Origin of the sequence: Caballeronia hypogeia (assembly GCF_001544875.2) — a bacterium.
GTDB classification, from domain to species: Bacteria; Pseudomonadota; Gammaproteobacteria; order Burkholderiales; family Burkholderiaceae; genus Caballeronia; species Caballeronia hypogeia.
Genome location: NZ_FCOA02000037.1, coordinates 1 through 24,879, shown reverse-complemented (window position 1 = coordinate 24,879; position 24,879 = coordinate 1). Strand labels below are relative to the sequence as shown.

The 24,879-nt window shown below is 64.3% G+C and carries 21 protein-coding genes; 7 read left to right on the top strand and 14 right to left on the bottom strand.

The window, feature by feature from the left end:
- Positions 1-2 precede the first annotated feature (2 nt).
- Both panE and AWB79_RS33040 read right to left on the bottom strand, forming a co-directional pair.
- Entirely contained in the window at positions 3-929 is a 927-nt protein-coding gene (gene panE / locus AWB79_RS33045) for a 2-dehydropantoate 2-reductase (protein WP_061171659.1), read from the bottom strand.
- A gap of 43 nt (positions 930-972) precedes the next feature.
- Positions 973-1,314, bottom strand: a complete 342-nt coding sequence (locus AWB79_RS33040) for a hypothetical protein (RefSeq protein WP_061171658.1) — start codon at positions 1,312-1,314, stop codon at positions 973-975.
- A gap of 287 nt (positions 1,315-1,601) precedes the next feature.
- Here AWB79_RS33040 and gnd point away from each other — a divergent pair, with 287 nt between their 5' ends.
- Positions 1,602-3,008, top strand: coding sequence for an NADP-dependent phosphogluconate dehydrogenase (gene gnd, locus AWB79_RS33035; RefSeq protein ID WP_061171657.1), 1,407 nt, complete (start codon positions 1,602-1,604; stop codon positions 3,006-3,008).
- A 64-nt stretch (positions 3,009-3,072) separates the two neighbouring features.
- Here the strand turns inward: gnd and AWB79_RS33030 are convergent, their stop codons facing one another.
- From AWB79_RS33030 to AWB79_RS33005, 6 genes are read right to left on the bottom strand one after another with little or no spacing between them, the layout of a single operon-like run.
- On the bottom strand, positions 3,073-4,194 hold the full coding sequence (locus tag AWB79_RS33030) for a Gfo/Idh/MocA family protein (RefSeq protein ID WP_061171656.1): 1,122 nt from the start codon (positions 4,192-4,194) through the stop codon (positions 3,073-3,075).
- Positions 4,191-5,252 (bottom strand): sugar phosphate isomerase/epimerase family protein, encoded by a 1,062-nt coding sequence (locus AWB79_RS33025; RefSeq protein WP_061171655.1) that lies wholly within the window; start codon positions 5,250-5,252, stop codon positions 4,191-4,193. The genes AWB79_RS33030 and AWB79_RS33025 overlap by 4 nt, the downstream gene beginning before the upstream one ends.
- A gap of 48 nt (positions 5,253-5,300) precedes the next feature.
- Entirely contained in the window at positions 5,301-6,266 is a 966-nt protein-coding gene (locus AWB79_RS33020) for a substrate-binding domain-containing protein (RefSeq protein WP_061171654.1), read from the bottom strand.
- A 31-nt stretch (positions 6,267-6,297) separates the two neighbouring features.
- Positions 6,298-7,314, bottom strand: a complete 1,017-nt coding sequence (locus AWB79_RS33015) for an ABC transporter permease (RefSeq protein ID WP_061171653.1) — start codon at positions 7,312-7,314, stop codon at positions 6,298-6,300.
- The gene (locus AWB79_RS33010) at positions 7,295-8,782 is read right to left on the bottom strand and encodes a sugar ABC transporter ATP-binding protein (protein WP_061171652.1); all 1,488 of its coding nucleotides are present in this window, start codon (positions 8,780-8,782) and stop codon (positions 7,295-7,297) included. Before AWB79_RS33010 ends, AWB79_RS33015 begins: the two co-directional genes overlap by 20 nt.
- Positions 8,783-8,784: 2 nt before the next feature.
- Entirely contained in the window at positions 8,785-9,804 is a 1,020-nt protein-coding gene (locus AWB79_RS33005; RefSeq protein WP_061171651.1) for a LacI family DNA-binding transcriptional regulator, read from the bottom strand.
- A gap of 207 nt (positions 9,805-10,011) precedes the next feature.
- Here AWB79_RS33005 and AWB79_RS33000 point away from each other — a divergent pair, with 207 nt between their 5' ends.
- Entirely contained in the window at positions 10,012-10,428 is a 417-nt protein-coding gene (locus tag AWB79_RS33000; protein ID WP_061171650.1) for a YciI family protein, read from the top strand.
- 82 nt (positions 10,429-10,510) lie between these two features.
- Here AWB79_RS33000 and AWB79_RS32995 read toward each other — a convergent pair whose 3' ends face one another.
- On the bottom strand, positions 10,511-11,218 hold the full coding sequence (locus tag AWB79_RS32995; RefSeq protein WP_061171702.1) for an SDR family oxidoreductase: 708 nt from the start codon (positions 11,216-11,218) through the stop codon (positions 10,511-10,513).
- 102 nt (positions 11,219-11,320) lie between these two features.
- Positions 11,321-11,749: a MarR family winged helix-turn-helix transcriptional regulator gene (locus AWB79_RS32990; RefSeq protein ID WP_061171649.1), complete on the bottom strand. Its 429-nt coding sequence runs from the start codon at positions 11,747-11,749 to the stop codon at positions 11,321-11,323.
- Positions 11,750-12,128: 379 nt separating this feature from the next.
- Between AWB79_RS32990 and AWB79_RS32985 the strand changes: the two genes are divergently transcribed.
- Positions 12,129-13,283 (top strand): branched-chain amino acid ABC transporter substrate-binding protein, encoded by a 1,155-nt coding sequence (locus AWB79_RS32985; RefSeq protein WP_061171648.1) that lies wholly within the window; start codon positions 12,129-12,131, stop codon positions 13,281-13,283.
- A gap of 7 nt (positions 13,284-13,290) precedes the next feature.
- On the opposite strand, the gene AWB79_RS32980 is transcribed toward AWB79_RS32985, so the two are convergent.
- Positions 13,291-14,220, bottom strand: coding sequence for a LysR substrate-binding domain-containing protein (locus AWB79_RS32980; protein WP_061171647.1), 930 nt, complete (start codon positions 14,218-14,220; stop codon positions 13,291-13,293).
- A 128-nt stretch (positions 14,221-14,348) separates the two neighbouring features.
- Here AWB79_RS32980 and AWB79_RS32975 point away from each other — a divergent pair, with 128 nt between their 5' ends.
- From AWB79_RS32975 to AWB79_RS32965, 3 genes are all read left to right on the top strand, one after another.
- Positions 14,349-15,503, top strand: a complete 1,155-nt coding sequence (locus AWB79_RS32975) for a methionine aminotransferase (RefSeq protein ID WP_061171701.1) — start codon at positions 14,349-14,351, stop codon at positions 15,501-15,503.
- 23 nt (positions 15,504-15,526) lie between these two features.
- Positions 15,527-16,309: an ABC transporter substrate-binding protein gene (locus AWB79_RS32970; RefSeq protein ID WP_061171700.1), complete on the top strand. Its 783-nt coding sequence runs from the start codon at positions 15,527-15,529 to the stop codon at positions 16,307-16,309.
- 126 nt (positions 16,310-16,435) lie between these two features.
- The gene (locus AWB79_RS32965) at positions 16,436-18,016 is read left to right on the top strand and encodes a DHA2 family efflux MFS transporter permease subunit (RefSeq protein WP_061171699.1); all 1,581 of its coding nucleotides are present in this window, start codon (positions 16,436-16,438) and stop codon (positions 18,014-18,016) included.
- Positions 18,017-18,049: 33 nt separating this feature from the next.
- Here AWB79_RS32965 and AWB79_RS32960 read toward each other — a convergent pair whose 3' ends face one another.
- From AWB79_RS32960 to AWB79_RS32950, 3 genes are all read right to left on the bottom strand, one after another.
- Complete coding sequence (locus AWB79_RS32960; protein WP_061171698.1) at positions 18,050-18,487, bottom strand: DUF29 domain-containing protein; 438 nt, start codon at positions 18,485-18,487, stop codon at positions 18,050-18,052.
- 93 nt (positions 18,488-18,580) lie between these two features.
- Positions 18,581-22,276 (bottom strand): DUF748 domain-containing protein, encoded by a 3,696-nt coding sequence (locus tag AWB79_RS32955; RefSeq protein ID WP_061171646.1) that lies wholly within the window; start codon positions 22,274-22,276, stop codon positions 18,581-18,583.
- A gap of 182 nt (positions 22,277-22,458) precedes the next feature.
- Positions 22,459-23,925 (bottom strand): DUF1254 domain-containing protein, encoded by a 1,467-nt coding sequence (locus tag AWB79_RS32950; protein WP_061171645.1) that lies wholly within the window; start codon positions 23,923-23,925, stop codon positions 22,459-22,461.
- 386 nt (positions 23,926-24,311) lie between these two features.
- Between AWB79_RS32950 and AWB79_RS32945 the strand changes: the two genes are divergently transcribed.
- Positions 24,312-24,879: cation transporter (locus AWB79_RS32945; protein ID WP_232471095.1), on the top strand; the 568-nt coding region annotated here is incomplete at its 3' end.

Genomic DNA, 24,879 nt, shown 5'->3' with positions numbered 1-24,879 from the left:
GCCTAAGCCCGGCTCCGGCGCGCTTCGTACGCTTTCAGATGCGCGTAGGCGACTTCCAGCATCGATCCGCCTTCCAGCTTCGTCCTGCGCCGCGCGATCAGATCGCCCACGATTTGATCGGCCTCGATGGCCGTGCCGTTCTCGAGATCGCGCAGCATCGAGGCGGTCATCGTCGAATTGCGGTCACCGAAGAACGAGCGCGCGCGTTTGATCACGGCCTCGCCCGGCGGATGATCGTTGTCGGCCGCGACGCTTTCGCACTCGGTGAAAAGCCGCTGAAGCACGGCTTCGCCGCCGGGCGCCGCGAGGATGTCGCAGATCGGCGCGCGCATCAGACAGGTGCTGGTGGCGAGCGTCGCCAGGAAAACCCACTTGTCCCACATCGACTGGACGACGTCTTCGCTCACCGTCAGGTTGAATTTCGCGCCGTCCAGTTGCGCGGCGATCGTCTCGACGCGCGGCGAGCGGCCGCCGGCGCGCTCGCCGAACACGAGCGAATGCATGTCGGTCATCTGCACGATGCGGCCTTCCGCGTCGAGGGTCGCCGCAATCGAGCACTGTCCGCCGAGCACGTTCGCGGCGCTGAAGCGCGCGTCGAGCGCGTCGAGGTGGGCCATGCCGTTGAGCAGCGGAACGATCGCGGTATCGGGGCCGACCGCGGGCGCGAACGAATCGATCGCGCCCTGCAGGTCGTAGGCCTTGCAGCTCAGAATGACGAGATCGTACGGCCCGGCGATGTCCTTCGACAGCACGAGCTTCGGTTCGTCGACGCCGAATTCGCCTTCGAACGCCTTCACCCTGAGCCCGGTTTCACGCAGCCGTTCGGCGCGGCGCTCGCGCACGAGAAAGGTCACGTCCCGGCCCGCTTCGACCAGCCGCGCACCGAAATATCCGCCGATGGCCCCCGCGCCCACTACCAGAATCCGCATGTCCCGCTCCGTATCGTTCGTTGGTTGAATGGTTTTGCCTGTATCAAGCCTGCCATACGCCATAGCCCGTTTCCCGCAAGCCTATGGCCAGTTCCACTTCCATGTCGCGCGCGCCGTCGTAGGGCATCGGGTTGTACATTTCGTAGAGATGCGGCAGAAGCCGCAGCCCGAACTCGCGCACGTAGCGGTTGGACTGGATGCCCGCCTTGTGCTTGTCGAAGCGCACGTCCGGATCGACACCCGTCATGCCGACATACACGAACGGCATGCCGATCACATAGTCCGGATTGGCGCGCCTGAAACGCGCCTCGTTCCAGACCGTGCCGGACAATTCGACGACATAGACGGAGTAATGATGGCGACGCGCGCGCCGGGCTGACGGCATGGTGCGGTGCGCCTCGCGGCGTGCTCGTAATGGGCGTTCATTCTAAGACGGCGCTGCGTTCGCTGCTCGGCCGCGCGGCGCGATGCCTGCCGGATACGGCTCAAAGTGGTAAATTCGGGGCGGTCCGCGCTCGCGCAATCGATCGGACTGCCGGACTGCCGCCCGGCCCGTCGAGCCGCCGATCGAACCCGAGACGATCTCTCACGCGAGCGCCACTTCCATCGACACGTTTTTATCCCGAAGCCGCGCCACGAGCCGCGTCCGCTTCGGTCAATCGGAGATCAAGCATGAGCAAGCAAGCAATCGGCGTGGTGGGTCTCGCCGTCATGGGCCGCAATCTGGCCTTGAACATCGAGAGCCGCGGCCACGCCGTTTCGGTCTACAACCGCAGCCGCGCCAAAACCGACGAACTGATTGCCGAACATTCCGACAAGAAGCTCGTGCCTACCTACACGCTCGAAGAGTTCGTCGATTCGCTCGAAAAGCCCCGCCGCATCCTGATGATGGTCAAGGCCGGCGCCGGCACCGACGAGACCATCGCGCAACTGCGCCCGCTGCTGGACAAGGGCGACATTCTCATCGACGGCGGCAACACTCATTTCACCGACACCATCCGCCGCAATCAGGATCTCGCGAAGTCGGGCCTGCATTTCATCGGCACGGGCGTGTCGGGCGGCGAGGAAGGCGCGCTGAAGGGCCCGTCGATCATGCCGGGCGGACAGAAGGAAGCGTACGAGCTCGTCGCGCCGATTCTCACCGAGATCGCCGCGAAGGCGCCGGACGGCGAGCCGTGCGTCGCGTACATGGGTCCGGACGGCGCGGGCCATTTCGTGAAGATGGTGCACAACGGCATCGAGTACGGCGACATGCAGCTGATCGCCGAAAGCTATGACGTGCTGAAGCGCGTGGCCGGTTTGTCGAATGAAGAGCTGGGCAAGGTCTATGTCGAGTGGAATCAGGGCGAACTGGATAGTTACCTGATCGAGATCACGTCGAAGATCTTCTCGAAGAAGGATGAAGAAACCGGCAAGGATCTCGTCGATGTCATTCTCGACCGCGCCGCGCAAAAAGGCACGGGCAAGTGGACGAGCCAGAATGCATTGGACCTCGGCGCGCCGTTGCCTTTGATTACCGAAGCGGTGTTCGCGCGCGTGCTGTCGTCGCTGAAGACGCAGCGCGTGGCGGCGGCGAAGGTGCTTTCGGGTCCGACGCCCAAGTTCGACGGCGATCGCGCGGCGTTCGTCGAATCGGTGCGGCGTGCGTTGTATCTGTCGAAGATCGTTTCGTATGCGCAAGGGTTTGCGCAGTTGCGCGCGGCATCGGAAGAGTACAAGTGGGATCTGCATTACGGCGAGATCGCGAAGATCTTCCGGGCGGGCTGCATCATCCGCGCGCGCTTCCTGCAGAAGATCACCGATGCGTACAAGACCAATCCCGATCTCGCGAACCTGCTGCTCGATCCGTATTTCAGCGATATCGCGGCGAAGTATCAGGACGCGTTGCGCGATGTGGTCGTCGCGGCGGTGAAGGCGGGGATTCCGGTGCCGGCGTTCTCGTCGGCGATTGCTTATTTCGATGCGTATCGGTCGGAAAGGCTGCCGGCGAATCTGGTGCAGGCGCAGCGGGATTTCTTCGGCGCGCATACGTTCGAGCGCACGGACAAGGAAGGGAGCTTTCACGCGAATTGGGCGTGATTGTCATCCTTTGAATCCGTTGTAAGCGGGGCGGCCTTCGGGCCGCCCCTTTTTCTTCGCGCTCTCAGGTCAGCCCAACCCACTGCCCGTTGGCATCACCACTCCGCAACACCGCCTCCACAAACCTCAACCCCGCGACGCCATCCTCGACCGTGGTGAGCCACTCATCCCCTTGCGTCGTCCCACTCGCGATGCACGCGGCCGCATCCGTATAAACCTGCGCGAACGCTTCGAGATATCCTTCCGGATGCCCCGCCGGCACGCGCGTCGCATGCAGCGCTTCGGGACTTTGCACACGCCCGCGCGTAATCCGCTCCGACACACCGCCGATCGGCGTGAACCACAACTCGTTCGGGTTCTGCTGATCGAAGCTCAAGCCCGCCTTCGTCCCATACACGCGCAACCGCAGCGCGTTCTCCTCACCCGCCGCGACCTGACTCGCCCACAACATGCCGCGCGCGCCGTTCTCGTAGCGGAACATCGCCTGCACGTGATCGTCCACGCGGCGGTTCGGCACGAACGTGGTCACGTCGGCGGCAAGCTCGGAAGGCCGCATGCCCGTGACATATTCAGCAAGCTGATAGGCGTGCGTGCCGATATCCCCGAGACATCCGGCCGGTCCCGCTAGCGCGGGATCGGTGCGCCACACCGCCTGCCGGTTGGACTGAGTTTCGACAGGAAGCGACAGCCAGTCCTGCGCATACTCCACCTGCACGACGCGAATGTCCCCGAGCAAACCCCGCCGCACCATTCCGCGCGCGTGACGCACGAGCGGATATCCCGTGTACGTGTAGGTCACCGCGAACACGCGATCCTTCTCGCGCGCGAGCCTCGCCAGCGCCTCGCCTTCATCGAGTGACACGGCCAGCGGCTTGTCGCAGATCACGTGAATACCGGCTTCGAGGAAAGCCGTTGCAATAGGTGCATGCAGATGATTCGGCGTGACGATCGCGACCGCCTCGATGCCATCCGAGCGCCCCGCTTCGATGCGCGCCATCTCGCGATAATCGTCGTAACTGCGCGCAAGCCCGATCGCCGCCGCGCTCGACGCCGCGCGCCGCGCATCCGACGACAACGCGCCCGCCACCAGCTCATATCGATCATCGAGCCGCGCCGCAATGCGATGCACCGCGCCGATGAACGCGCCCTCGCCCCCGCCGACCATGCCTAGCCGCACTCGATTCATCGCTTGCCTCCGATGCCGAGCAAGCCGCGCATTTGTTCGCGGCTCGCGCCGCTGCCGGCGAAGTCATCGAATGCACGCTCCGCCACGCGGATGATGTGATCGCGTATGAACACCGCGCCCTCGCGCGCGCCGTCTTCCGGATGCTTCAACGCGCACTCCCATTCGAGCACGGCCCAGCCCGCGAAATCGTATTGCGCCATCTTCGAGAAGATCGCCTTGAAGTCGATCTGGCCGTCGCCGAGCGAACGGAAGCGCCCCGCGCGCTCGGCCCAGCCTGCATAGCCGCCATACACGCCTTGTCTGCCGTTCGGCCGGAACTCCGCGTCCTTCACATGAAACGCCTTGATGCGCGCGTGATAGATGTCGATGAACGCGAGGTAATCGAGTTGCTGCAACACGAAGTGGCTCGGATCGAACAGGATGTTCGCGCGCGGATGGTCCTCGACCGCCGCGAGAAAGCGCTCGAAGGTCACGCCGTCGTGCAGGTCCTCGCCCGGATGGAGCTCATAGCAGACATCGACGCCCGCGCGATCGAACTCATCGAGAATCGAACGCCAGCGCGCTGCGAGCTCCTCGAACGCGACTTCGACCAGACCCGCCGGACGCTGCGGCCACGGATACACATACGGCCACGCGAGCGCGCCCGAGAACGTCACGTGGGCGTTCAGACCCAGTCTCTTCGATGCCGCCGCCGCGAGTTTCAACTGCGATATCGCCCATTCGGTGCGCGCTTCCGGATTGCCGCGCACATGCGGCGCGGCGAAGCCGTCGAACAGCGTGTCGTATGCGGGATGCACCGCGATCAGTTGCCCCTGCAGATGCGTCGAAAGCTCGGTGATCGCGACGCCCGCGTCATCGACGGTGCGGCGGATGTCATCGCAGTACGCATTGCTCGATGCGGCCTTCTCGAGATCGATCAGGCGCGGATCGGCGGGCACCTGAATGCCCTTGTAGCCCAGCGAACCCGCCCACGTCGCGAGGTTTTCCAATGAATCGAACGGCGCCTCATCGCCCATGAACTGCGCGAGAAAGATCGCCGGGCCCTTGATGGTCTTCATCTTTCGCCTCTATGGAAGCGCCGGTCAACACGTTGACCGGCCATGCACTCAGAACGGCGAGTTCGGGAAATAGAACTGCTTGGCGTTTTCCTTGGTGATGAGCACCGACGGGATGATCGTCGTCGGCGGCAGCTTGTCGCCCTTCAGGCGCGCTTCGGCGGTCAGCTTGATCGCGTCGTAGATGAACTTCGGCGAGTACGACACATCCGCCGGCACGCGCGGGTCGTTGTCCATGATGCGCTTCACCGCTTCCTTCGAGCCCGCGCCGCCGAACACGATCTTGATGTCCGTGCGCTTCGCCTGATCGATCGCCTTCAGCACGCCGATCATCATGTCGTCGTCGGCGGCCCAGACTGCATCGATATGCTTGAAGCGCGTCAGATAGTCCTGCATCACCTTGAAGGCGTCGTCGCGATTCCAGTTGGCGTACTTCGCATCGAGAATCTTGATGTCGGGATGCTGCTTCATCACGCCTTCGAACGCGGTCCAGCGCTCGTTGTCGAGCGTCGTCGGAATGCCGCGCAGCGCGACGATATCGCCCTTGCCGTTCAACGCCTTCGCGAGATATTCGGCGGGAATCTTGCCGAACGCGGTGTTGTCGCCGGCCACGTAGGCGTCCTGCGCGCTGGTGTCGGTCAGGCCGCGATCGACCACCGTCACATACACGCCCTTCTTGTGCACTTGCGCGACCGGCTGCGTGAGCGACGCCGATTCCTGCGGGAAGATCACGAGCGCGTTGATCTTGTTGACGGTCACGAGATCCTGCAACTGGTTCGCCTGCTCGGGCGCGCTGCCCGCGGTCTTCACGATCACCTTGAGATCGGGATGCGCCTTCTCCAGTTCCTTCTTCGCCTCGTTCGCCCACCACACGATGCCGCCCGTGAAGCCGTGATCCGCGGTCGGAATCGCGACGCCGAGAATCACCTTGTCGGCGGCAGATGCGGACGACGACGCGGCGGCGAACGCGCTCGCCGCGAGTGTCAGCGCGCCGAGCGCGCGAAGCATTTTCTTCATGACGATGTCTCCAGTCTTATGAGGGATTGGGCTAACGACGACCGCGCTGCAAAAACGCCACGAGAATGATCACGGCGCCCTGCACCGCCGCGTTCAGATACACGCTGATGATGCTCGTGAGATTCAGAATGTTGTTGATGACCGAAAGCAGAATCGCGCCGATGACCGTGCCGATCACGCGTCCTTCGCCGCCCTTCAACGCCGTGCCGCCGACCACGACCGACGCGATCGCTTCGAGTTCCCACAAAAGACCGGTGGTCGGCGTCGCCGAGCCTAAACGCGGCACATACAGAATCGTCGCGACCGCGACGCACAAGCCGAGCAGCACGTACGTAACGATCTTCACGCGATCCACGCGAATGCCCGCATAACGCGCGACCTGTTCGTTCGAGCCGATCGCCTGCACGTGCCGCCCATACACCGTGCGATTGAGCACCAGCGCACCGCCCGCCGCGACGATCAGAAACACCCAGATCGGCACCGGCACATGCAGCACGCTCGCGTAGTACACGGGGCCGTAGAGATCGGCGAGCGAGTTGTCGAGCGTGAGCGCGCCGCCGTCCGCGAGCCATGTGAGCAGTGCGCGAAAGATGCCGAGCGTGCCCAGCGTGACGATGAACGGCTCGATGCGGCCCTTCGTCACGAGCACGCCATGCGCGAAGCCGAACAGCGCGCCGAGCAGCAACGCGACCACGATGCCCATCGCGATGATAAGAAGCGGCGGCAGCGCATGCCCACGAAAGCCCTGCAGCAGCGGGTTCATCATGTAGATCATGCTGCCCGCGATGAGCGCCGCCATCGAGCCGACCGAAAGATCGATGCCGCCCGAGATGATCACGAAGGTCATCCCCACCGCGATGATGCCAATGAACGAGGTGCGCGTGAGCACGTTCATCGCGTTGTCGACGGTGGCGAAATCGCCGTTGAGAAGCGTGCCGCCGATGCACAGCGCGATCAACCCGATCAGCGGCCCGACGCCGAACAGAAAGCGCGCGACGGTGGAAAGCCGGCTCTCGTTTTCGATGTCTTCAGTGTGTGCCGGTCGCATGCGCGATCAACCTCTCTTCGGTCAGATGATCCATGCCGAGTGTCGCGACGAGTTCGCCCGCGCGCATCACCGCCACGCGATGGCACAGCCCGATCAGCTCGATCAGTTCGGAGGAAATCACGATCACCGCGCGGCCTTCCGCGGCCAGACGGTGAATCAGAAAATAGATGTCGCGTTTCGCGCCCACGTCGACGCCGCGCGTGGGCTCGTCGAGCACGATCACGCGCGGATCGGGATGCAGGAACTTGGCTAAGGCGAGCTTCTGCTGATTTCCGCCCGACAGCATGCGCGCGCGGATCGACGGATTGCCCGTGCGGATTCCGAAGTCCTTCACCGCGACGTTCAGCGCACTGCGTTCCGCGCGCAAGTCGATGAGCGGATGCGCGTAGCGTTCCAGCGTCATCATCGTGAGGTTGTCCTTCAGCGCCATGTCCACATGCAAGCCGCGACCCTTGCGGTCTTCGCTCAAATACGTGAGGCCGTGACGCATCGCGTCGCGCGGATTCTTCATCCGCACCTGCCCGCCTTCGATTTCGATTCGCCCCGCGCTCAGCGCGCGCAAGCCGACCAGCGCTTCGAACAACTCCGTACGCCCCGCGCCGACAAGTCCCGCGAAGCCGAACACTTCGCCTTTGCGCACCGAGAAACTGATGCCTTCGGCCCAGCCGGGCACCGATGCGCCATCCACCTTGAACGCGACCGGCGCGTCGTCGGTCAGATGTGGCTTGTCGGGAAACATGTCGGAGACTTCGCGGCCGACCATCAGATTCGCCATCTGCTGGCGCGTCACTTCGTCGGTCGGCGCGCGCGCGACAAAGCGGCCGTCGCGCATCACGATCACTTCGTCGGTCACGCGCTCCACTTCGTCGAGCTTGTGCGAGATATAGACGATAGTCGTGCCCGCCTCTTTCAGACGCGCCATCAGACCGAAGAGGCGCTGCGTCTCCGATGGCGTGAGCGTCGCGGTCGGCTCGTCCATGATGAGCAGACGCGCGTCGCGCAACATCGCCTTCGCGATCTCGACGAGCTGCTTCTCCGCGACGATCAGATCGCGCACGCGTGTATCCGGATTCGTGTGCAGGCCGACTTCGGTCAGACGCGCGCGCGCGGCCTCACGCATCGCGGGTTCGTCGAGAAACATGCCTTTCCTGATCTCGTGCCCGAGGAACATGTTCTGCGTGATGCTTAAATGATCCGCGAGATTCAGCTCCTGGTGTATCAGCACGATGCCTGCATGCTCGGCATCGCGCGAGCTTGAAAACGTCCGTTCCCTTTCGTCGATGAAAAGCTCGCCCGCGTTCGCGCGCTCGTAGCCCGCGAGAATCTTCATCAAGGTTGATTTGCCCGCGCCGTTCTCGCCGAGCAGTCCATAGATGCGCCCCGGCGCGAGATCGAAGCTGACGCCGTGCAGCACACGCACCGGCCCGAACTGTTTTTCGATTCCCTGAAAGCGCACGGCGAGGCTCATCGTCACGCGCTCCTTCGCTCGATAAGCCGATGCGGCAGCAGCACGCCCGGCACTTCAACGCGTGGATCGCGCAGGCGCTTCAGCAGCAACTCGGCGGCGGTTTCGCCGAGCCGTTGCATCGGCTGCAAGACGGTGGTCAAGGGCGGATCGACGTGCGCGGCCACGGCGATATCGTCGAAGCCGACCACGGCGACATCCTCCGGCACGCGCAAGCCCGCGTTGCGAACGCCGTTCATCACGCCGATCGCCAGTGTGTCGGAGACGGCGAAGATCGCGCTGGGCCGTACATCGCCCAGTGCAATGAGTTGCGCCGTCGCGCGCGCGCCCGCTTCGTAATCGAGACTGTCGAGCTCGATCTGCCAGGCAGGATTCGCATGAAGGCCGGCATCGCTCAACGCATCGCGATAACCCGCGAGCCGCTGGCGTCCGTACAGATAGCCCTGCCCCGAATTGATCAGCGCGATTCGTCGATGCCCTTTGGCGACGAGATAACGCACGACATCGCCCGCGGCGAGATGATTGTCGATGCCGACGTAAGGCACGCCCGCCGCCGGATCGAACTCGCAGCACGCGACCCACGGCAACGTCGATGCTTCTTCGGCGAGCGCCTTCTGCACGGCGGCGGGATCGAGGCAGATCGCGCCGTCCGCGCGACGGCCGCGCAGCAGATCGAAATAGCTTCGTTCACGCAGCGGGTCGGCGCCGGTATCGCACAACAGCATGAAATAGCCGTTCTGTCGGGCAACGGTGTCGATGCCGCGCACGATCGCCGCGTAGAACGGATTGCCGAAGTCGGGAACCATGGTGAGCAGCAGGCGGCTTTCCGCCGTGCGCAGATTGCGCGCCAGCTCGTTGATGCGATAGCCGCTCGATGCGACCGCCTGAAGGACCTTCTCGCGCGTGACTTCGCGAACGTTCGTATGCCCGTTGAGCACGCGCGACACGGTCGCCACGGACACGCCCGCGCGCTCGGCGACGTCGGCAATCGATACTTCCTCACGTGGACGAACCGTATCTGACATCGCGCGGCGTCGCTCGGGGCGATCGAGATGTAATGGATTACATTATTTGATCGTACGAGCCGCGAAGGCAACTGCAATTGACTAGGGATAAACGCCTAAGGGCGAAATTCGCGCGCATGTGTCGATCTCGTGCGATGTTGCTCGTCGTGAGGTGTGAGCGGGCCGATATCGCTCGACACCTTATACCGATTTCAAGGAGCGATCCACATGCGATTCATGATGCTGATGATCCCGCGCGGCTACGAAAGCGCGGAACCGGGCGCGATGCCGAGCGCCGAGGCCGTCGCCGCGATGATGAAGTACAACGAGGAACTGCAGAAAGCGGGCGTGCTGCTCGCGCTCGACGGGCTGCACCCGCCGTCGATGGGCGCGCGCGTCAGCTTCGAAGGCGGCAAGCCGCGCGTCACCGACGGCCCGTTCGCCGAAGCCAAGGAAGTGCTCGGCGGTTACTGGATGATCCAGGTGAAGTCGCGCGAGGAAGCGATCGAATGGGCGAAGCGCTGTCCGGCGTCGGGCAATGAAGTCATCGAAGTGCGGCAGGTGCAGGAGATGGACGACTTTCCGCCCGACGTGCAGGCGGCCGCGGCGGGATTCGATGAAATGCAGAAGGCGACGAAGAAGTAAGGCGCGGTCCGCCTTTTGAAAAGAACACGGAAGGGCCGCCCGTTCCGAAGACGAGCGGCCGACGATGCGCAAGACCCGGGCTTTAGCGCGGAATGCCGCTCAGATAGATCGGCGCCTCCGTGGAGAGCGACTGCTTGACGGCGCGACCGGTGTCATCGACGAGCACTTCTTCCTGACCTTTCTCCACTGCGGCGAGCACTTCGTTCACCACATGCTCCGGCGTCGATTTCGGCGCGGTGACCTGCGCGGTCATGTCGGTGTCGATATAGCCCGGATGTGCCGCCACGACCAGCGTGCCCTGCTCGCGCAGTTCCTCGCGCAACGCATTGGTCGCCGCCCACGCCGCCGCCTTCGAGACGTGGTACGCGCCGCCCGCCGGCAACGAGACCCAGCTGAGCACGGACAGGATGTTGATCACCGCGCCGCCGCCGTTCTTCTTCAGCACGGGCGCGAACGCCTGTGTCAGCGCAACCGGGCCGAAGGTGTTGATTTCGAGCAGATCGCGGATACCCTGCGTCGATTCCGGATCGGTCAGCAGGCCGCGCGTCGTCGCGCCCGCGTTGTTGACGAGCACCTGCACGTCGGGATACGCGACGGCGGCTTCGGCGATATCGGCGGCGTTGGTCACATCGAGCCGGATCGCTTGCGCGCCCGGGATATCGACGCTCTTCGGGTCGCGCGCGGCGGCGTACACCTTCGACGCGCCCGCTTCCAGCAGGGATTTGACGAATTGCTTGCCCAGACCGCGATTCGCGCCGGTGACGAGTACCACTTTTCCTTTGACCTGCATCATGTGCTCCTAAAGCGATTTTCAATGACAGTGCATATGCACTTTTAATTTCGAAAAAAAGCCCGCGAGGTCGGTTCACGACGCGGGCCTGCTATGCGCCACTCACTCCATCGTCGTCAGTTCGAACAGCGATTGGCGCAATGCCTTCGCGCGCTTTTCGCCGAACTTCGCTTCGAACTCGGCCTGCGCCGCCTTCCATTGAGCGGACGCCCTGGCGAGCGTGTCGCGGCCGGCAGCCGTGAGCCGCAAACCGACCGCGCGCGAACTCGCCGACTCCTGCGCCGCCTCGACGACGCCGTCGCGTTGCAGCGGCTTCAACGCGCGCACGAGCGTGGTGCGGTCCATGACCATCGATTCGGCGAGTTCGGCCATCTGCACACCGGGCTTGCGTCCGATCGCCGCGATGATCGTGAACTGCGCCGACGTGATGCCGACGACATTCAGGTGACGCTCATACATCTGCGACACGTAACGCGCGGCCTGACGGATCGCGAAACAGTTGCAGTCGAGAGGAGAAGAGTTTGTGCTCATGGGTCGCAGAATATGAGTGCATATGCACTTTGTCAAGCCGGGCAAATTCAATCGATCCGATAGGCGCGCTGCGGGAATGCTCGGGAATCGTCGCGCGCGGCGTGCGGACGAAACGCGCGGAGCCGCTTCGGGCGTGCGCTCGGAGTCGGTCGGGGCTATGCCGAAATCCGCATCCGGGGCGCGACTAAACACCAAGACGCGTCGAAATTGGCTCCCTAAATTTGCGCTTATCCGGTGCATGCCGCGCTGCGCGCGAAGCGGCGGTCTTCATCGTCCGAATGTTCGGATCGTTGAGGGCGAACCCGTCTTGCGGCACTGAACCGGTTACGTTTCGTTCGATCGCCAAAACCGATCGCCAAACCAAAAAGGAGAGGAATCCATGGACATCCGTACCAAACCGTTGGCATGGCTCGTGGCGTGCGCCACGGCTACCCTGGGCGCCGTGCCATACGCAGCGAGCGCCGACGAATTGCCGGTCAAGGTCGGTTTCGCCGCGCCGCTCACGGGCGCGAACGCGGGTTACGGGAAGGACCTCCAGAACGGCGTGCAGCTCGCGCTCGACGAAGCCAACGCGAAGAAGATCACGATCGGCGGCAAGACGGCGAAGTTCGAGATTCGCGCGGAAGACGATCAGGCCGATCCGCGCGTCGGCGTGCAGGCGGCGCAGAAGCTCGTCGACGACGGCGTCGTGGTCGTCGTCGGACACTTCAATTCGGGCACGACCCTGCCCGCCTCGCCGATCTACAACAACGCCGGCATTCCGACGATCGACCCCGCGGCGACCAATCCGACCATCACGACGCGCGGTCTCGAAAACATGTTCACGGTGATTTCGAGCGACGCGCAGAACGCGGGCAACGCCGGCGTCTACGCGGTGACGACGACGAAGGCGAAGCGCATCGCGATCATCGACGACCGCACGGCCTTCGGCCAGGGCGAAGCTGACGAGTTCGAGAAGGCCGTGAAGGCGAAGGGCGGCACGATCGTCACGCGCGAATACAGCGACAACCAGACCGTCGATTTCAGCGCGCAGCTCACGCGCATCAAGGCGACCAACGCCGACCTGATCTTCTTCGGCGGGCTCGACCGGCAGGCCGCGGCGGTGGTCAAACGCATGAAGCAGCTCGGCATGAATGCGCAGTTCGTGGGCGGCGGCGGCGTAATGGACGCCGACTTCCTGAAACTCGCCGGCGACGCCGCCGACGGCGCGCAGGCGTGGGAATACGGCAGCCCGCTCGACAAGCTGCCCGAAGGCCGCGCGTTCAGCGACAAGTTCCAGAAGCGCTTCGGCGTGGCGATCCTGTCGTACGCGCCGTTCGGCTACGACGCCGCGTGGGCCGCCATCCACGCGATGCAGAAGGCCAATTCCATCGATCCGAACGTGTATCGCGCGGTGCTGAAGACGAACAAGTTCGAAGGCATCACCGGACCGATCGCGTTCGACAGCAACGGCGCGCTGAAGAACGCGTCATCGACGCTGTATCAGGTGAAGAACGGGCAGTGGGAATCCGTCGTCACCAAGCACGGCATGTAAGGAAAGTTCAGGCCTGCGCGGCGTGCGCCGCGCGGGCCTGAAGCATTTCGCGCGTTTTCGCGGCTTCCTCGCCGAGCCATTGCGCGAACTGCTGCAGCGCGGGCGACGGCGCGGGCCGCTCCGGATAGACGAGGTAGTACGCCGCGCCGCTCGGCACGCACAGCGGGAACGGCGCGATCACGCGCTTCGCGCGCAGGTCTTCCTCGATCAGCGAGACGTCGCCGATGGTCACGCCCAGACCTTGCATCGCCGAGGAAATCGCCAGATCGAGCGTGTCGAAATGCTGCGCCTTGGTCGACGGCAGTCCCGCGTAGCCGTAAGCGCCGAGCCACAGCAACCAGTCCCGGCGGTCGCGCGTGGGATGCAGCAAGGTCTTGCCGGCGAGATCGTCCGGGGTCGGCGCGGCGTTCTTCTTCGGCTTCCACAATTCGGGCGCGCATACCGGCGTCAGGACTTCGTCGAACAGATGATGCGCCGTGACGCCTTTCAGCGACGGCGCGCTTTCGAAGACGATGGCCGCATCGAACTGCTCCGCGTTGAACTCGACGCCATGCGACACCGACGCCGTCACCTCCACCACCAGCTCAGGCCGCTCGTTCTGCAGCCGGATGACGCGCGGCAACACCCAGCGCATCGCGCAGGTCGGACACTTCACGCGCAAAATGCCGGATTGCGCGCCGCCTTTCGCAAGCGCATCGTCGATGTGGGCGAAAGCCTGCTGCAAGGGCGCAACCAGGATTGCGCCGTGGTGCGTCAGCGCAAGTCCGCGCGCCTGCCGCACGAACAGCGCGTAACCGAGATGGTCCTCGAGCCCCGCGATCTGGCGGCTGACCGCGCCCTGCGTCACGTTCAGCACCTCGGCGGCGCGCGTGAAGTTCAGCTTTTGAGCGACGACCAGAAAGGTCTTGAGCACGTCGAGGGAAGGAAGCGGTTTCATCGGGTTTTTGGCATCTAGCCATGATCTGCAAGCATGACTAGTATGACAAAGTTTCGATTGTCCGCGCTTTATTGCTGCGGTTGAATCGACGGCAGTCATCGTCGAACCGCCATCCGGAGACACCCGCCGTGCAAAGCGCCTGCATTCCCGAGTCCAAGCTGCCGAACGTCGGCACGACCATCTTCACCGTCATCGGCCAGCTCGCCGATGAACACCGCGCGCTGAATCTCTCGCAGGGCGCGCCGAACTTCGCGTGCGATCCGAAGCTGATCGAAGGCGTCGAGCGAGCCATGCGGGCAGGACATAACCAGTATTCGCCGATGTCGGGCGTGCTGGCGCTGCGCGAGGCGATCGCCGTCAAGACGCACAAGCTCTACGGCGCGCAATACGATCCGGGCACGGAAATCACCGTGGTCGCGAGCGCGAGCGAAGGTCTTTACGCGACCATCAGCGCGCTCGTGCATCCCGGCGACGAAGTGATCTACTTCGAGCCGTCGTTCGACAGCTACGCGCCGATCGTGCAGCTTCAGGGCGCGAAACCCGTCGCGATCAAGCTATCGCCGGTGGATTTCCGTATCGACTGGGACGAAGTGGCGGCGGCGGTCACGCCGAAAACCCGCATGATCATCGTCAACTCGCCGCACAATCCGAGCGGCAGCGCGTTCACGGACGAAGATATCGCGCGGCTCACGGCGCTCACGCGCGACACGAAGATCATCGTGTTGTCGGACGAAGTCTATGAGCACGTCGTCTTCGACGGGGCGCCGCATCACGGCATGGCGCGCTATCCGGAACTGGCGGAGCGCAGCGTGATCGTGTCGTCGTTCGGTAAATCGTTTCATGTGACGGGCTGGCGCGTCGGCTACTGTCTGGCGCCCGCCGCGCTGACGGCCGAGATCCGCAAGATCCACCAGTTCATGACCTTTTCCGCCGACACGCCGATGCAGATGGCCTTCGCCGAGGCGCTCGCGGACGAATCGAGCTACCTGAATCTCGGGCCGCTCTATCAGCACAAGCGCGATCTGCTCGCCGAATCCCTGAAGGGCTCGCGCTTCGAATTGCTGCCGAGCGCGGGCAGCTTCTTCATGCTGGCGCGCTATGACGCGATTTCGAGCGAATCCGACAGCGATTTCGTGCTGCGCCTGATTCGCGAGGCGCGCGTCGCGACGATTCCGCTGTCGGCGTTCTACACCGACGGCACCGACAACCGCCTGATCCGTCTTTCGTTCGCGAAGGACGACGACACGCTCATCGAAGGCGCGCGCCGCCTTTGCTCGATCTGACGACTTTTCTGGAGACCAACCCGATGAAACTCAAACATATTGCCGGCGCATTGTTCTTCGCGTGCACCTTCGCGAGCGGCGCCGCGCTCGCCGCCGACACGCTGCGCTTCGGTCTGGAGGCGCAGTATCCGCCGTTCGAATCGAAGTCGTCCACGGGCGAGCTGCAAGGGCTCGATATCGACGTCGGCAACGCGGTGTGCGCCGCCGCGAAGATGCAGTGCAAATGGGTCGAAACCTCGTTCGACGGCCTGATCCCCGCGTTGCAGGGCCGCAAGTTCGACGCGATCAACTCGGCGATGAACGCGACCGACCAGCGTCGTCAGGCGATCGATTTCACAACGGTCGTGTATCGCGTGCCGACGCAGCTCATCGCGAAGAAGGGCAGCGGTCTGGAGCCGACGCCGGCGTCGCTCAAGGGCAAGAGCGTCGGCGTGCTGCAGGGCTCGATTCAGGAGACCTTCGCCAAGGCGCACTGGGAAAACGAAGGCGTGAAGGTCGTGCCGTATCAGGACCAGAACCAGGTTTATACGGATCTGAAGTCGGGCCGTCTCGACGCCACGCTCGTGCTCGCTCCCGCCGGACAAAGCGGCTTCCTGTCGAAACCGGACGGCGAGGGATACGCGTTCGTCGGCGCGCCGGTGCGGGATGACAAGATTCTCGGCAGCGGCATCGCCTATGGCGTGCGCAAGGGCGACGATGCGCTGAAGGCGAAGCTCAACGCGGCGATCGAGAAGGTCAAGGCGGACGGAACGATCGACAAGTACGCGAAGAAATATCTGGGGAATATCGATATTTCGTCGAAGTGAGAGTGCGGTGAAGGGGCGCGCGGCCCGGTCAAGCAGCCTTTTTTAAGCGCAGGCACACTAGCGGCTTGACCTTCTCAGGCCGCTGCGCGCGAGTTGCGCCTCGGCGGCCGCCAGCCCGGAAACCGCATGAGCACGCCGACGACGTCCAGCCCCGCCGCCGCATCGCCACCGCCGCCACCGCCGCTCGAAGGCGGCAAGCTCGTCCTCGCCACCTTCGCAGTCGCGCTCGCGACCTTCATGAACGTGCTGGATTCTTCGATCGCGAATGTCGCGATTCCGACGATCTCCGGCAATCTCGGCGTGTCGGTGAACGAAGGCACGTGGGTCATCACCGTGTTCGCGGCGTCGAATGCGGTGTCGATTCCGCTGACCGGCTGGCTCACGCAGCGGCTCGGTCAGGTGCGCCTGTTCGTCGGCGCGATCCTGATGTTCGTGCTGTCGTCATGGCTTTGCGGCCTCGCGCCGAATCTGCCGGTGCTGCTGTTCGCGCGCGTGCTGCAGGGCGCGGTCGCCGGGCCGCTGATTCCGCTCTCGCAGGCGATCCTGCTCGGCTCGTATCCGAAAGAAAAGTCGTCGATGGCGCTCTCCCTCTGGGCGATGACCGCGACGGTCGGCCCGATCGCCGGCCCAGCGCTCGGCGGCTGGATCACCGACAGCTATTCGTGGTCGTGGATCTTCTACATCAACATTCCGGTGGGCATTTTCGCGGCGGGCGTGACGTGGATCATCTACCGCGACCGCGAGTCGCCGACGCGCAAGGCGCCCATCGACGTGATCGGCCTGCTTTTGCTCGTCTCGTGGGTCGCGTCGCTGCAGATCATGCTCGACAAGGGCCGCGATCTCGACTGGTTCGCCTCGCCGCTGATCGTCGCGCTGGCGATCGTCGCCGTGATCGCGTTCGCGTTTTTCGTCGTGTGGGAGCTGACAGATCCGAATCCGGTCGTCGATCTACGACTTTTCACCGGGCGCAACTTCTTCGGCGGCACGGTGGCGATTTCCGTCGCCTATGGCGTGTTCTTCGGCAATCTCGTGCTGCTGCCGCAATGGATGCAGCAGTATCTGAACTACCGCTCCGTCGACGCCGGGCTCGTCACCGCGCCGCTCGGCATCTTCGCGGTGATCCTCGCGCCGATCATGGGCAAGGTGCTGCCGCGCAGCGACGCGCGCATCATCGCGACGGCGGCGTTCGTCGGCTTCGCGTTCGTGTTCTGGCTGCGCTCGAAGTACGTGATCGAAATCGACACCTGGCATCTCGTGCTGCCGACATTGCTGCAAGGCATCCCAATGGCGATGTTCTTCGTGCCGCTGACCGCGATCGTGCTGTCCGGGCTGCCGCCGTCGAAGATTCCGGCGGCCGCCGGTCTGTCGAATTTCGCGCGGGTGTTTTGCGGCGCGGTGGGGACGTCGCTGGCGGGCAATGCGTGGGATAACCGCATCGCGCTGCATCACGAGCGGCTCACCGAACAGGCGAATCTTTATAATCCCGCGTTTTTGCAGTCGCTCGGGCTGTCGCAATCGACGCTCGATGTGAGCGAGGCGCAGGCGCGCGGCATGTTCAATTTCACCGTCAATTCGCAGGCCGCGATGATGGGTCTGAACGACATCTTCCTGATCTCGGCGGTGATCTTCGTTTTGATCATTCCGCTGATCTGGATCACGAAGGTGGCGAAGGGCGGCGGTGGCGGAGCGGCTTCGGGGGCGCATTGAGGGGCGCGGACCGGACGGCTCGTGCGTTGAGCGCTACTCGGGTAAAAAACCTTTCTCCAGCACCGACGGCATCGGCCACGGACAAGTTTCCGGGAAATCGGCGAAACCGATACGCGTTTCGTTCGCCGCCTGTTCGCGCGCATCGCCCCACATATCGTCGATCCAGTCGTCATCGACGAGCATAGGCTTCAGACTCGGCGTTTTTCTGAGCCGTCGCTCGATTGCCGCACGCTGGGTCAAAATGGTGTTCGTCCAGCTATTGGTTCGCCGCTCCGGTTGAAACCGCCACTTCAGCAAATGCGCGAGCAATACCGCCATCCTGCTCGCAAATTCCCTTTGTTCACTCTTGCCCACGTCCTCGATTTCCTCAGCGATATGCTCGATATCGATGGACGCAAGCTTCCCTGCACGCAATAGCGCGGCCTGTTCCCTGGCCCACGCCACCACGTCCTTCTCATACGGCGTTCCCATCGGCTGACTCCCGTTCTCTTCCTGATTCCCGGTATCGCCGATATTAGTTTGCATTCCTTTGCTCATACAGATCGTCCAGACGGCTAACGCCGCTCACTTCAATCCCAGTTCGACGCGCGAACCCGCGCCCTTATCCTTGATGTCGTCCGCATTCATCTTCGGCGCGACGACGAAAATCCGCTTGCTGTCGATTTTCCCGTCGAAATACTCCTGCACCGCCTGCGCGCGGCGCTGCGCCAGATCGCGCAGCGTTCCCTCATCGACCGGCGCGTTCTTCGTCAGCGCTGCCTTCATGTCGTCGTCGGGGACCGACTTCGTCATGCCGATGAAATTGGTCGGCTTCTTGAAGTCCGACGACTTGTACACCTTCGTCAGGTACTTGTCGTAGTCCGCATCCGATATCTTGATCGCGTTCCAGTCCACGTTCTCGCCGTTGCTCGACATGTCGCGCACCTTCGCGCGCTTCACCTGGCTGTCCACCCAGGCGGCGCGCAACGCCGGCTCGTCGGTCTTGGGATCGACGCGGCCCGTCACGTCCACCTTCACCGACTGCTTGTCCGCCAGCGCCTTCGCGATCGTATCCAGCTTCTTCTGCGCGGCGTCGTTCAGCGTGGCCGAGCCCGCATCGAACTCGATGTAATTGAGATCCTCGCCGCCGCCACCGCCGAACGCGTGCGCGAGCAGCGTAAACGGCGCGGTCACCGCCTTCTGCACCAGATTCAGAATGGCCTGCCACACGAGCCCGCCAATCGAAAACTCCGGATTGTCCAGCGACCCGGAAATCGGAATGTTCACGTCGATCTCGCCGCGCGAGTTCTTCAGCAGCGATACCGCGAGGCGCACCGGTAGCTTCGTCGCCGTCGAATTGTCGACATGATCGCCGAACGTCAACTGATCGATGAACAAGTGATTGTTCGCCGTCAGCTTGTTGTCGGCGAGCATGTAATGCAGATCGACGTTGAGCTTGCCCTTCGTGATCGGATAGCCCGCGTACTTCGACGAATACGGCGTGAGGTTCGTCAGTTCGACGCCGTGCGCGCTCGCCGTGAGATCCAGCGCGGGCTTGTCGATCAGCGGATTGACGCTGCCCTTGATCGACACCGGCCCGTTCGCCGCGAGCTTCGCGGTTACGTCGACGGGCGCGGGCGTCGTCGAATGCGTGCCGAACGCGCCGATCGTGCCGTTGATCGCGACGAGGTTCGCCGTGTAGTTCGGCCTGATGAAGTTGTCCGTGTAGGTCACGCGCCCGTTCTGCAGCACGAGTTGCCCGAAGCGCATGTTGACGGGCGGTCCGGACTTTTCGGCGGGCTGCGCGGGAGCGGAAGCGGGCTCGGGCGCGGCGGCGGTTTTCGTCTTCTCCTTCGTCACGGGCTGGGTCGTGCCGCTGTCGTTTGCGACCACGCCCTTCAGGTTCAGCCGGCCCTGCGAATCGAGCAGCACGCGGCCGTAAAAATTCGCGAAGGTCACGCGCGCGGCGTCGACATCGGTGCCGCGCTCGTCGTAATTCACCTTCACGTTAGAGAGGCCGAGCAGCTTCCAGCCCGCGAAGCGGTCGTTGGTCAGCTTGTCGATCATGCGCACGTCGGAGAGGGACACATCGCCCTTGTAGGTCGCCGCGAGCGTCTTGCCGCTGCCCGACATCGCGACATCGCCGTTCGCGTTCAGATTGGCGCTCTGCACGTCGACGTTGAGCTTGTCGCCGAAATACGGCTCGAACGCGGAGACATCGACCTGATCGCCCTTCACATGCAGCGCCAGCTTGAGCGGACTCGCCGTGACATTGCCGCCGATCGCGAGCGTGCCGCGGCCGTTCAGCGTCAGCTTGCCGTCGACGGCGAGCGGTTTCGTGAGGTCGTCGGTGAATTGCTTCACGTTGAGCGCGAGCGGCGCGACGCGCAGCTTGACGGGACGCGCGGGCGTCTCGTCGGTGATATTGGCCGCCGCGTTGTCCACCGAAATCTGGCCGATCTGATAGCGCCACGCCGGCCCCGCCGCCTGCGCTTTCTGTATCTTGTGCGTGGCGGTCTGCTCCGGCGCGGCTTCGTGCGGCCCCGCGAGCGCGGCGAGATCGATGCTGCCGTCCTTGCGGCGCGTCGCATCGAGCGCGAGGCCGGTGAGCGACACGCTTTCCAGCGACGCGTTGCGCGCGGAAACGTCGACCTTGCCGATCTTCGCCACCGCCGACGCCAGCTTGACCGGCGCCATGCCGTTTTGGTTGGGCACGAGCGTGAGCGTGTCGAGCTTCACCTCGCCCGAGCCGACCTGCACGCCGCCTTCCGGCTTGCTCCAGTCGACCGACACCGGCAGGTTCGCGCCGAGCGCGCCGCTCGTCACGCGCGCGGCCACCACGTTCGCCAGATACGGCTGCAACGGCGGCAGCGCGAAGGCATTGAGCGCAAGCGTCGCATCCGCCTTTTTGGCGGCAAGCGTCACCTGGCCGGAGGCATCGAGCGCGCCGCCATGATCGAACGCGGTCTTGAGCGTGTATTTCGCGGGCGTCTTGGCGAGCGTCGAGAAGTCGTCGAGCGTCACGGCGAGGCCGGTCAGTGCGCCCTGCACGCGCTGCTTGAGCAACTGGTCGTCGAGTGAGATCCTGCCGCCGTCGATGGCGAGATGGCGAATCGCCAGATCGAGCGGCGGCGTTTCCTTCTTCGCCTGCTCCTGCGCCTTCTGCTGCTCCACCGTGGGCGGCGGGCCCGCGAGCTTCTGCACGTTCAAAATGCCGGCGGAATCGCGCACGAGATGCACGTCAGGATTCGACAGCGTCACTTCGTCGAGGTGATAGACATCGCGCAACGGCTCCGCATTCGCAATCTTCACGTGCAAGGCGCGCGCGGCGACGAGCGGCGCGTCGCGCTTGTCGGTGACGGCGAGATCGGCGAGATCGGCCGTGCCTTCGATGCGAATGGTCGGCGTCTCGCCCGAAATCGCGAAGCTGACGTTCAGGTCGGTCGAGAGCCTGCCGCTCTTCACCGCGACCGGCACCGAAGCCGGCGCGTAGGACGCGATCTGCGGCACGTCGAGGCCGTCGAGCGTCAGCGCGATCTCGGACTCGCGCGACTGCGCGAACGGCTTCGTGCGGCCCTTCACCATGAGTGGCGAGCCGTCGATGCGCGCCTGAAGCAGCGGCGTCACGAAAATATCCGTCGCGGAAGGCAGCGTGGCGATGAACGGAATCCCGAGCGCGAAGCGGTCGACCACGTGCTTCGCCTTCAGGAGCCTGTCATCGAAGGTGATCTGGCCGTTCTCCACGCGAATGTTCGATACGGAAAAGCGCGCGGGCTTCTCCGACGGCGGCGACGCGGGCTTGGAAAACTTCGCGATGAGGTCGGAGAAATTGAAATGCTCGCCGTCGAAGCGCACGATGTTGATGCGCGGCGAATCGATTTTCAGTTCGTTGACCACCGGCGCGAGCTTGAACACCGAAGACCACGAAGTACGCACGACGAGCCGCGACACATCGACGAAATCGGCCGACGCCGCCGCCGCGCCCGGCGCCTTCGCGAGATTCGCGGGCGACTCGCCGATATGCACGCCATCGGCTTCGAAATCGAGCGTATAGGGATTGAGCGAAATCCGGCGAATGGTGACGGGCCGGTCGAGCTGCTGCGCGAGTTGCTGCTCGGCAATATGCCGGATGACCGGCGGCGCGACGAAGAACCCGAGTACGCCGATGACGATGATCGCGATCAGCAGGCCGATGAAGATGCGCCGCGTGCGCCGCGCATGCACGACGCCGCGCAGCGTCTGACCGGCAGAGGCAAGAGAAGACTTGGTGATGCTTGACATTCGATGCGCGGCGACGAGCCGCCCGTATGAGCGCCGCCCGAGCTTCGCCGTCCCGGAAAGATGAGCTTCGAGTATACGACGGCGCGCTGCGCAAACGTTCCCCAAAGCGCGCTTTATAAACGATAAGGCCGCGAAAAAATCGCGGCCCTTGCATTTCGATCACATGACTGCGCGCATCCGCGTCATTGCCGTTCGACGGGCGGCGGCGCCCACGAGCCATCGCTCGCTTGCGGTTTCGGCGCGTAGAGACGCATCGAGAGCTGAAACTCCCCCTCCGGCGCGGGCAGCCAGTTCGACGCATGCGCGCGCCCCGGCGATTTCGCCGACACGATCACGTCGATCGAGCCATCGCGATTCTTCTTGAAGCGGTCGCGATCCGAAACCGACAGGCGCGGCAGTTTCTCGTCCGCGAGCGCGCCGTCCTTCGTGTAGGCGGTGATGGTCCAGAAACCGCGCACCGGCGGCAGTTGATCCGCCGCGAAGTGCAGCGCGTACTGGTTCGCGCCATTGAGCGCGTGACCCTCGCTGTCCACGCGCGCGACCGGCTTCACCTCGCCGTCCTTCGTGCTGGTCGCCTGCTGGCGGCGCGCCAGATACGCGCGCAGCGTGTAATCCGTGCCGTAGATGCCGACGCTGTCGCCGAACCAGATCCAGCCGTTCTTCGTGAGCGCGTTCGACGGCACCGTGGCAAGCCGCTCGCGCGCGTCGGCCAGGCCCGAATCGAGCAGCGGCGCGTCGGTCTTCCTGAACTGCACCGGCTCGCCCGGCTTCACGCCCAGGTCGGCCAGATTGCTCATCGCGTGGGTGTCGTCGGTGGCGGCGGGGTTGTCGTCGAGCGAGCGGGCGAGACGCGCGAAGAACGCGTTCGCGTCGAGCGCCTCGGCCTGCGCGCCCGGCGTCGCGCTCGAAAGCGCCGTGGACAGCGGCGGCACCGCGGGCTGCTTCGCGCTGCTCGCGCCCCACGCGCCGGCGACGACCGGCGTCGTTTCGGCGACCGAACCCTTCGCGGGCGTCAGCGTGTCGATGCGCATCGCCGTCTGCAGCTTGCGCGCCTCGCGCACGTCGCGCGGACCGTTCACGCGCACGCGTACCGAAAGCCACACGTAACGCGTGCGCGTCTCCACGCGCGTCGCGCCGGCCGGCGGCGTGCCGGTCCAGCCCGCGGGCACGAAGACGATCAGTTGCATCTTCGGATACGGCGTCGTGTCGGCGCTGGAATAGAGCGCGTTGGTCCACGCGTCGAAGGCGCGGGCGTCGAGATAGCGGCCGCGCGGCGCGGCGGGCAGCGTCACGATCACGGGATCGGCGGACACATCGAGCCAGGCGGTCGATTCGAGCGTGTCGACGCTCGGCGAGCCCGCGGCGCCGACCGGCGGCAGCGCGCTCGCATGGCGGAACGCATTGAGCGGCGCCTGGCCCGGCTGGCCGGCGTTGCCGCTGGCCCGCTCGCGCGCGATGTCCGACGCGACGAGCGGAAAGCCGAAGGTATAGGCGTCGGCGACCTGGTTCTTCACCCAGCCCGTGCTGGCCGGTTTCGCTTCGTCGGGCGTTTTGGTCGCGCAGCCTGCCAGGACCGCCATGCCGGCGAGGCTCGCGCTCATCCAGAAGGTGGCGTTGAGCGGGAACGTCCAGCGTCGGGTGTTCTTCATTCGAATTGGAATCCGGTTTTTCTTTCGACAGAGTGCACAGCCATATCGAGGCGCGAATCGGCCGCTCGCAAGCGGATGATCGCCGCCTGACGCCCCGTGCGGCGCGCCGCGAGCATTATCTTCGAAATTCGGGTTTTAACTTATCCGCTGACGATAGGCAAGGAGCATGCGTCAAACGCGTGCGATACGCGTGGCCAGCAGTTCACGTACCATCGACGCCTCAGGATGCGAGTATCCACCTTTAAAGCGTCTTCCAGATGTATTTGCCCATTGCCGGCATCCGTTCTTGACCTTCCCATCGCTGGAAGGTCGATACTGGTCTTCGTGAGGGAGTCGCCCGATGTCGAATGATCCGGGTGCTCCCGGCCAGACCGGAGCATTTCAATATGTCCACTGCATCAACCGAAAATCCCCGCACCGCGGAACTCGCGGTCAGCGGCATGACGTGCGCGTCCTGCGTGGCGCGCGTCGAAAAAGTGCTCGGGCGCGTGCCGGGCGTCGAGAGCGTCGCGGTCAATCTCGCGACCGAGAAGGCGACGGTGCACGCGAGCGCCGCCGTCACCGACGATCAGCTCGTCGCGGCCATCGCGAAGGCCGGCTACGAAGCCGCGCCGATCCTTCCCGAAGCGCCGCCCGCCCCCGCCGCGCCGCAAACGTTCGATCCCGAGCTCGCGGCCGTGTTCGCGGCCGCGCTCTTTACCGTGCCGCTGCTCGCGCCGATGTTCAATCTCGCGCTGAATCCGTGGCTGCAACTCGCGCTCGCGAGCGTCGTGCAATTCGGCTTCGGCGCGCGCTTCTATATAGGCGGTTATCGCGCGCTGCGGGCGTTCGCCGGCAACATGGATCTGCTCGTCGCGCTCGGCACGTCGGCGGCGTGGGCCCTGTCCGTCTGGCAGATGCTCGCGCACGGCGGCATGAGCGAGCATCTGTTCTTCGAGGCATCGGCGGTCGTCA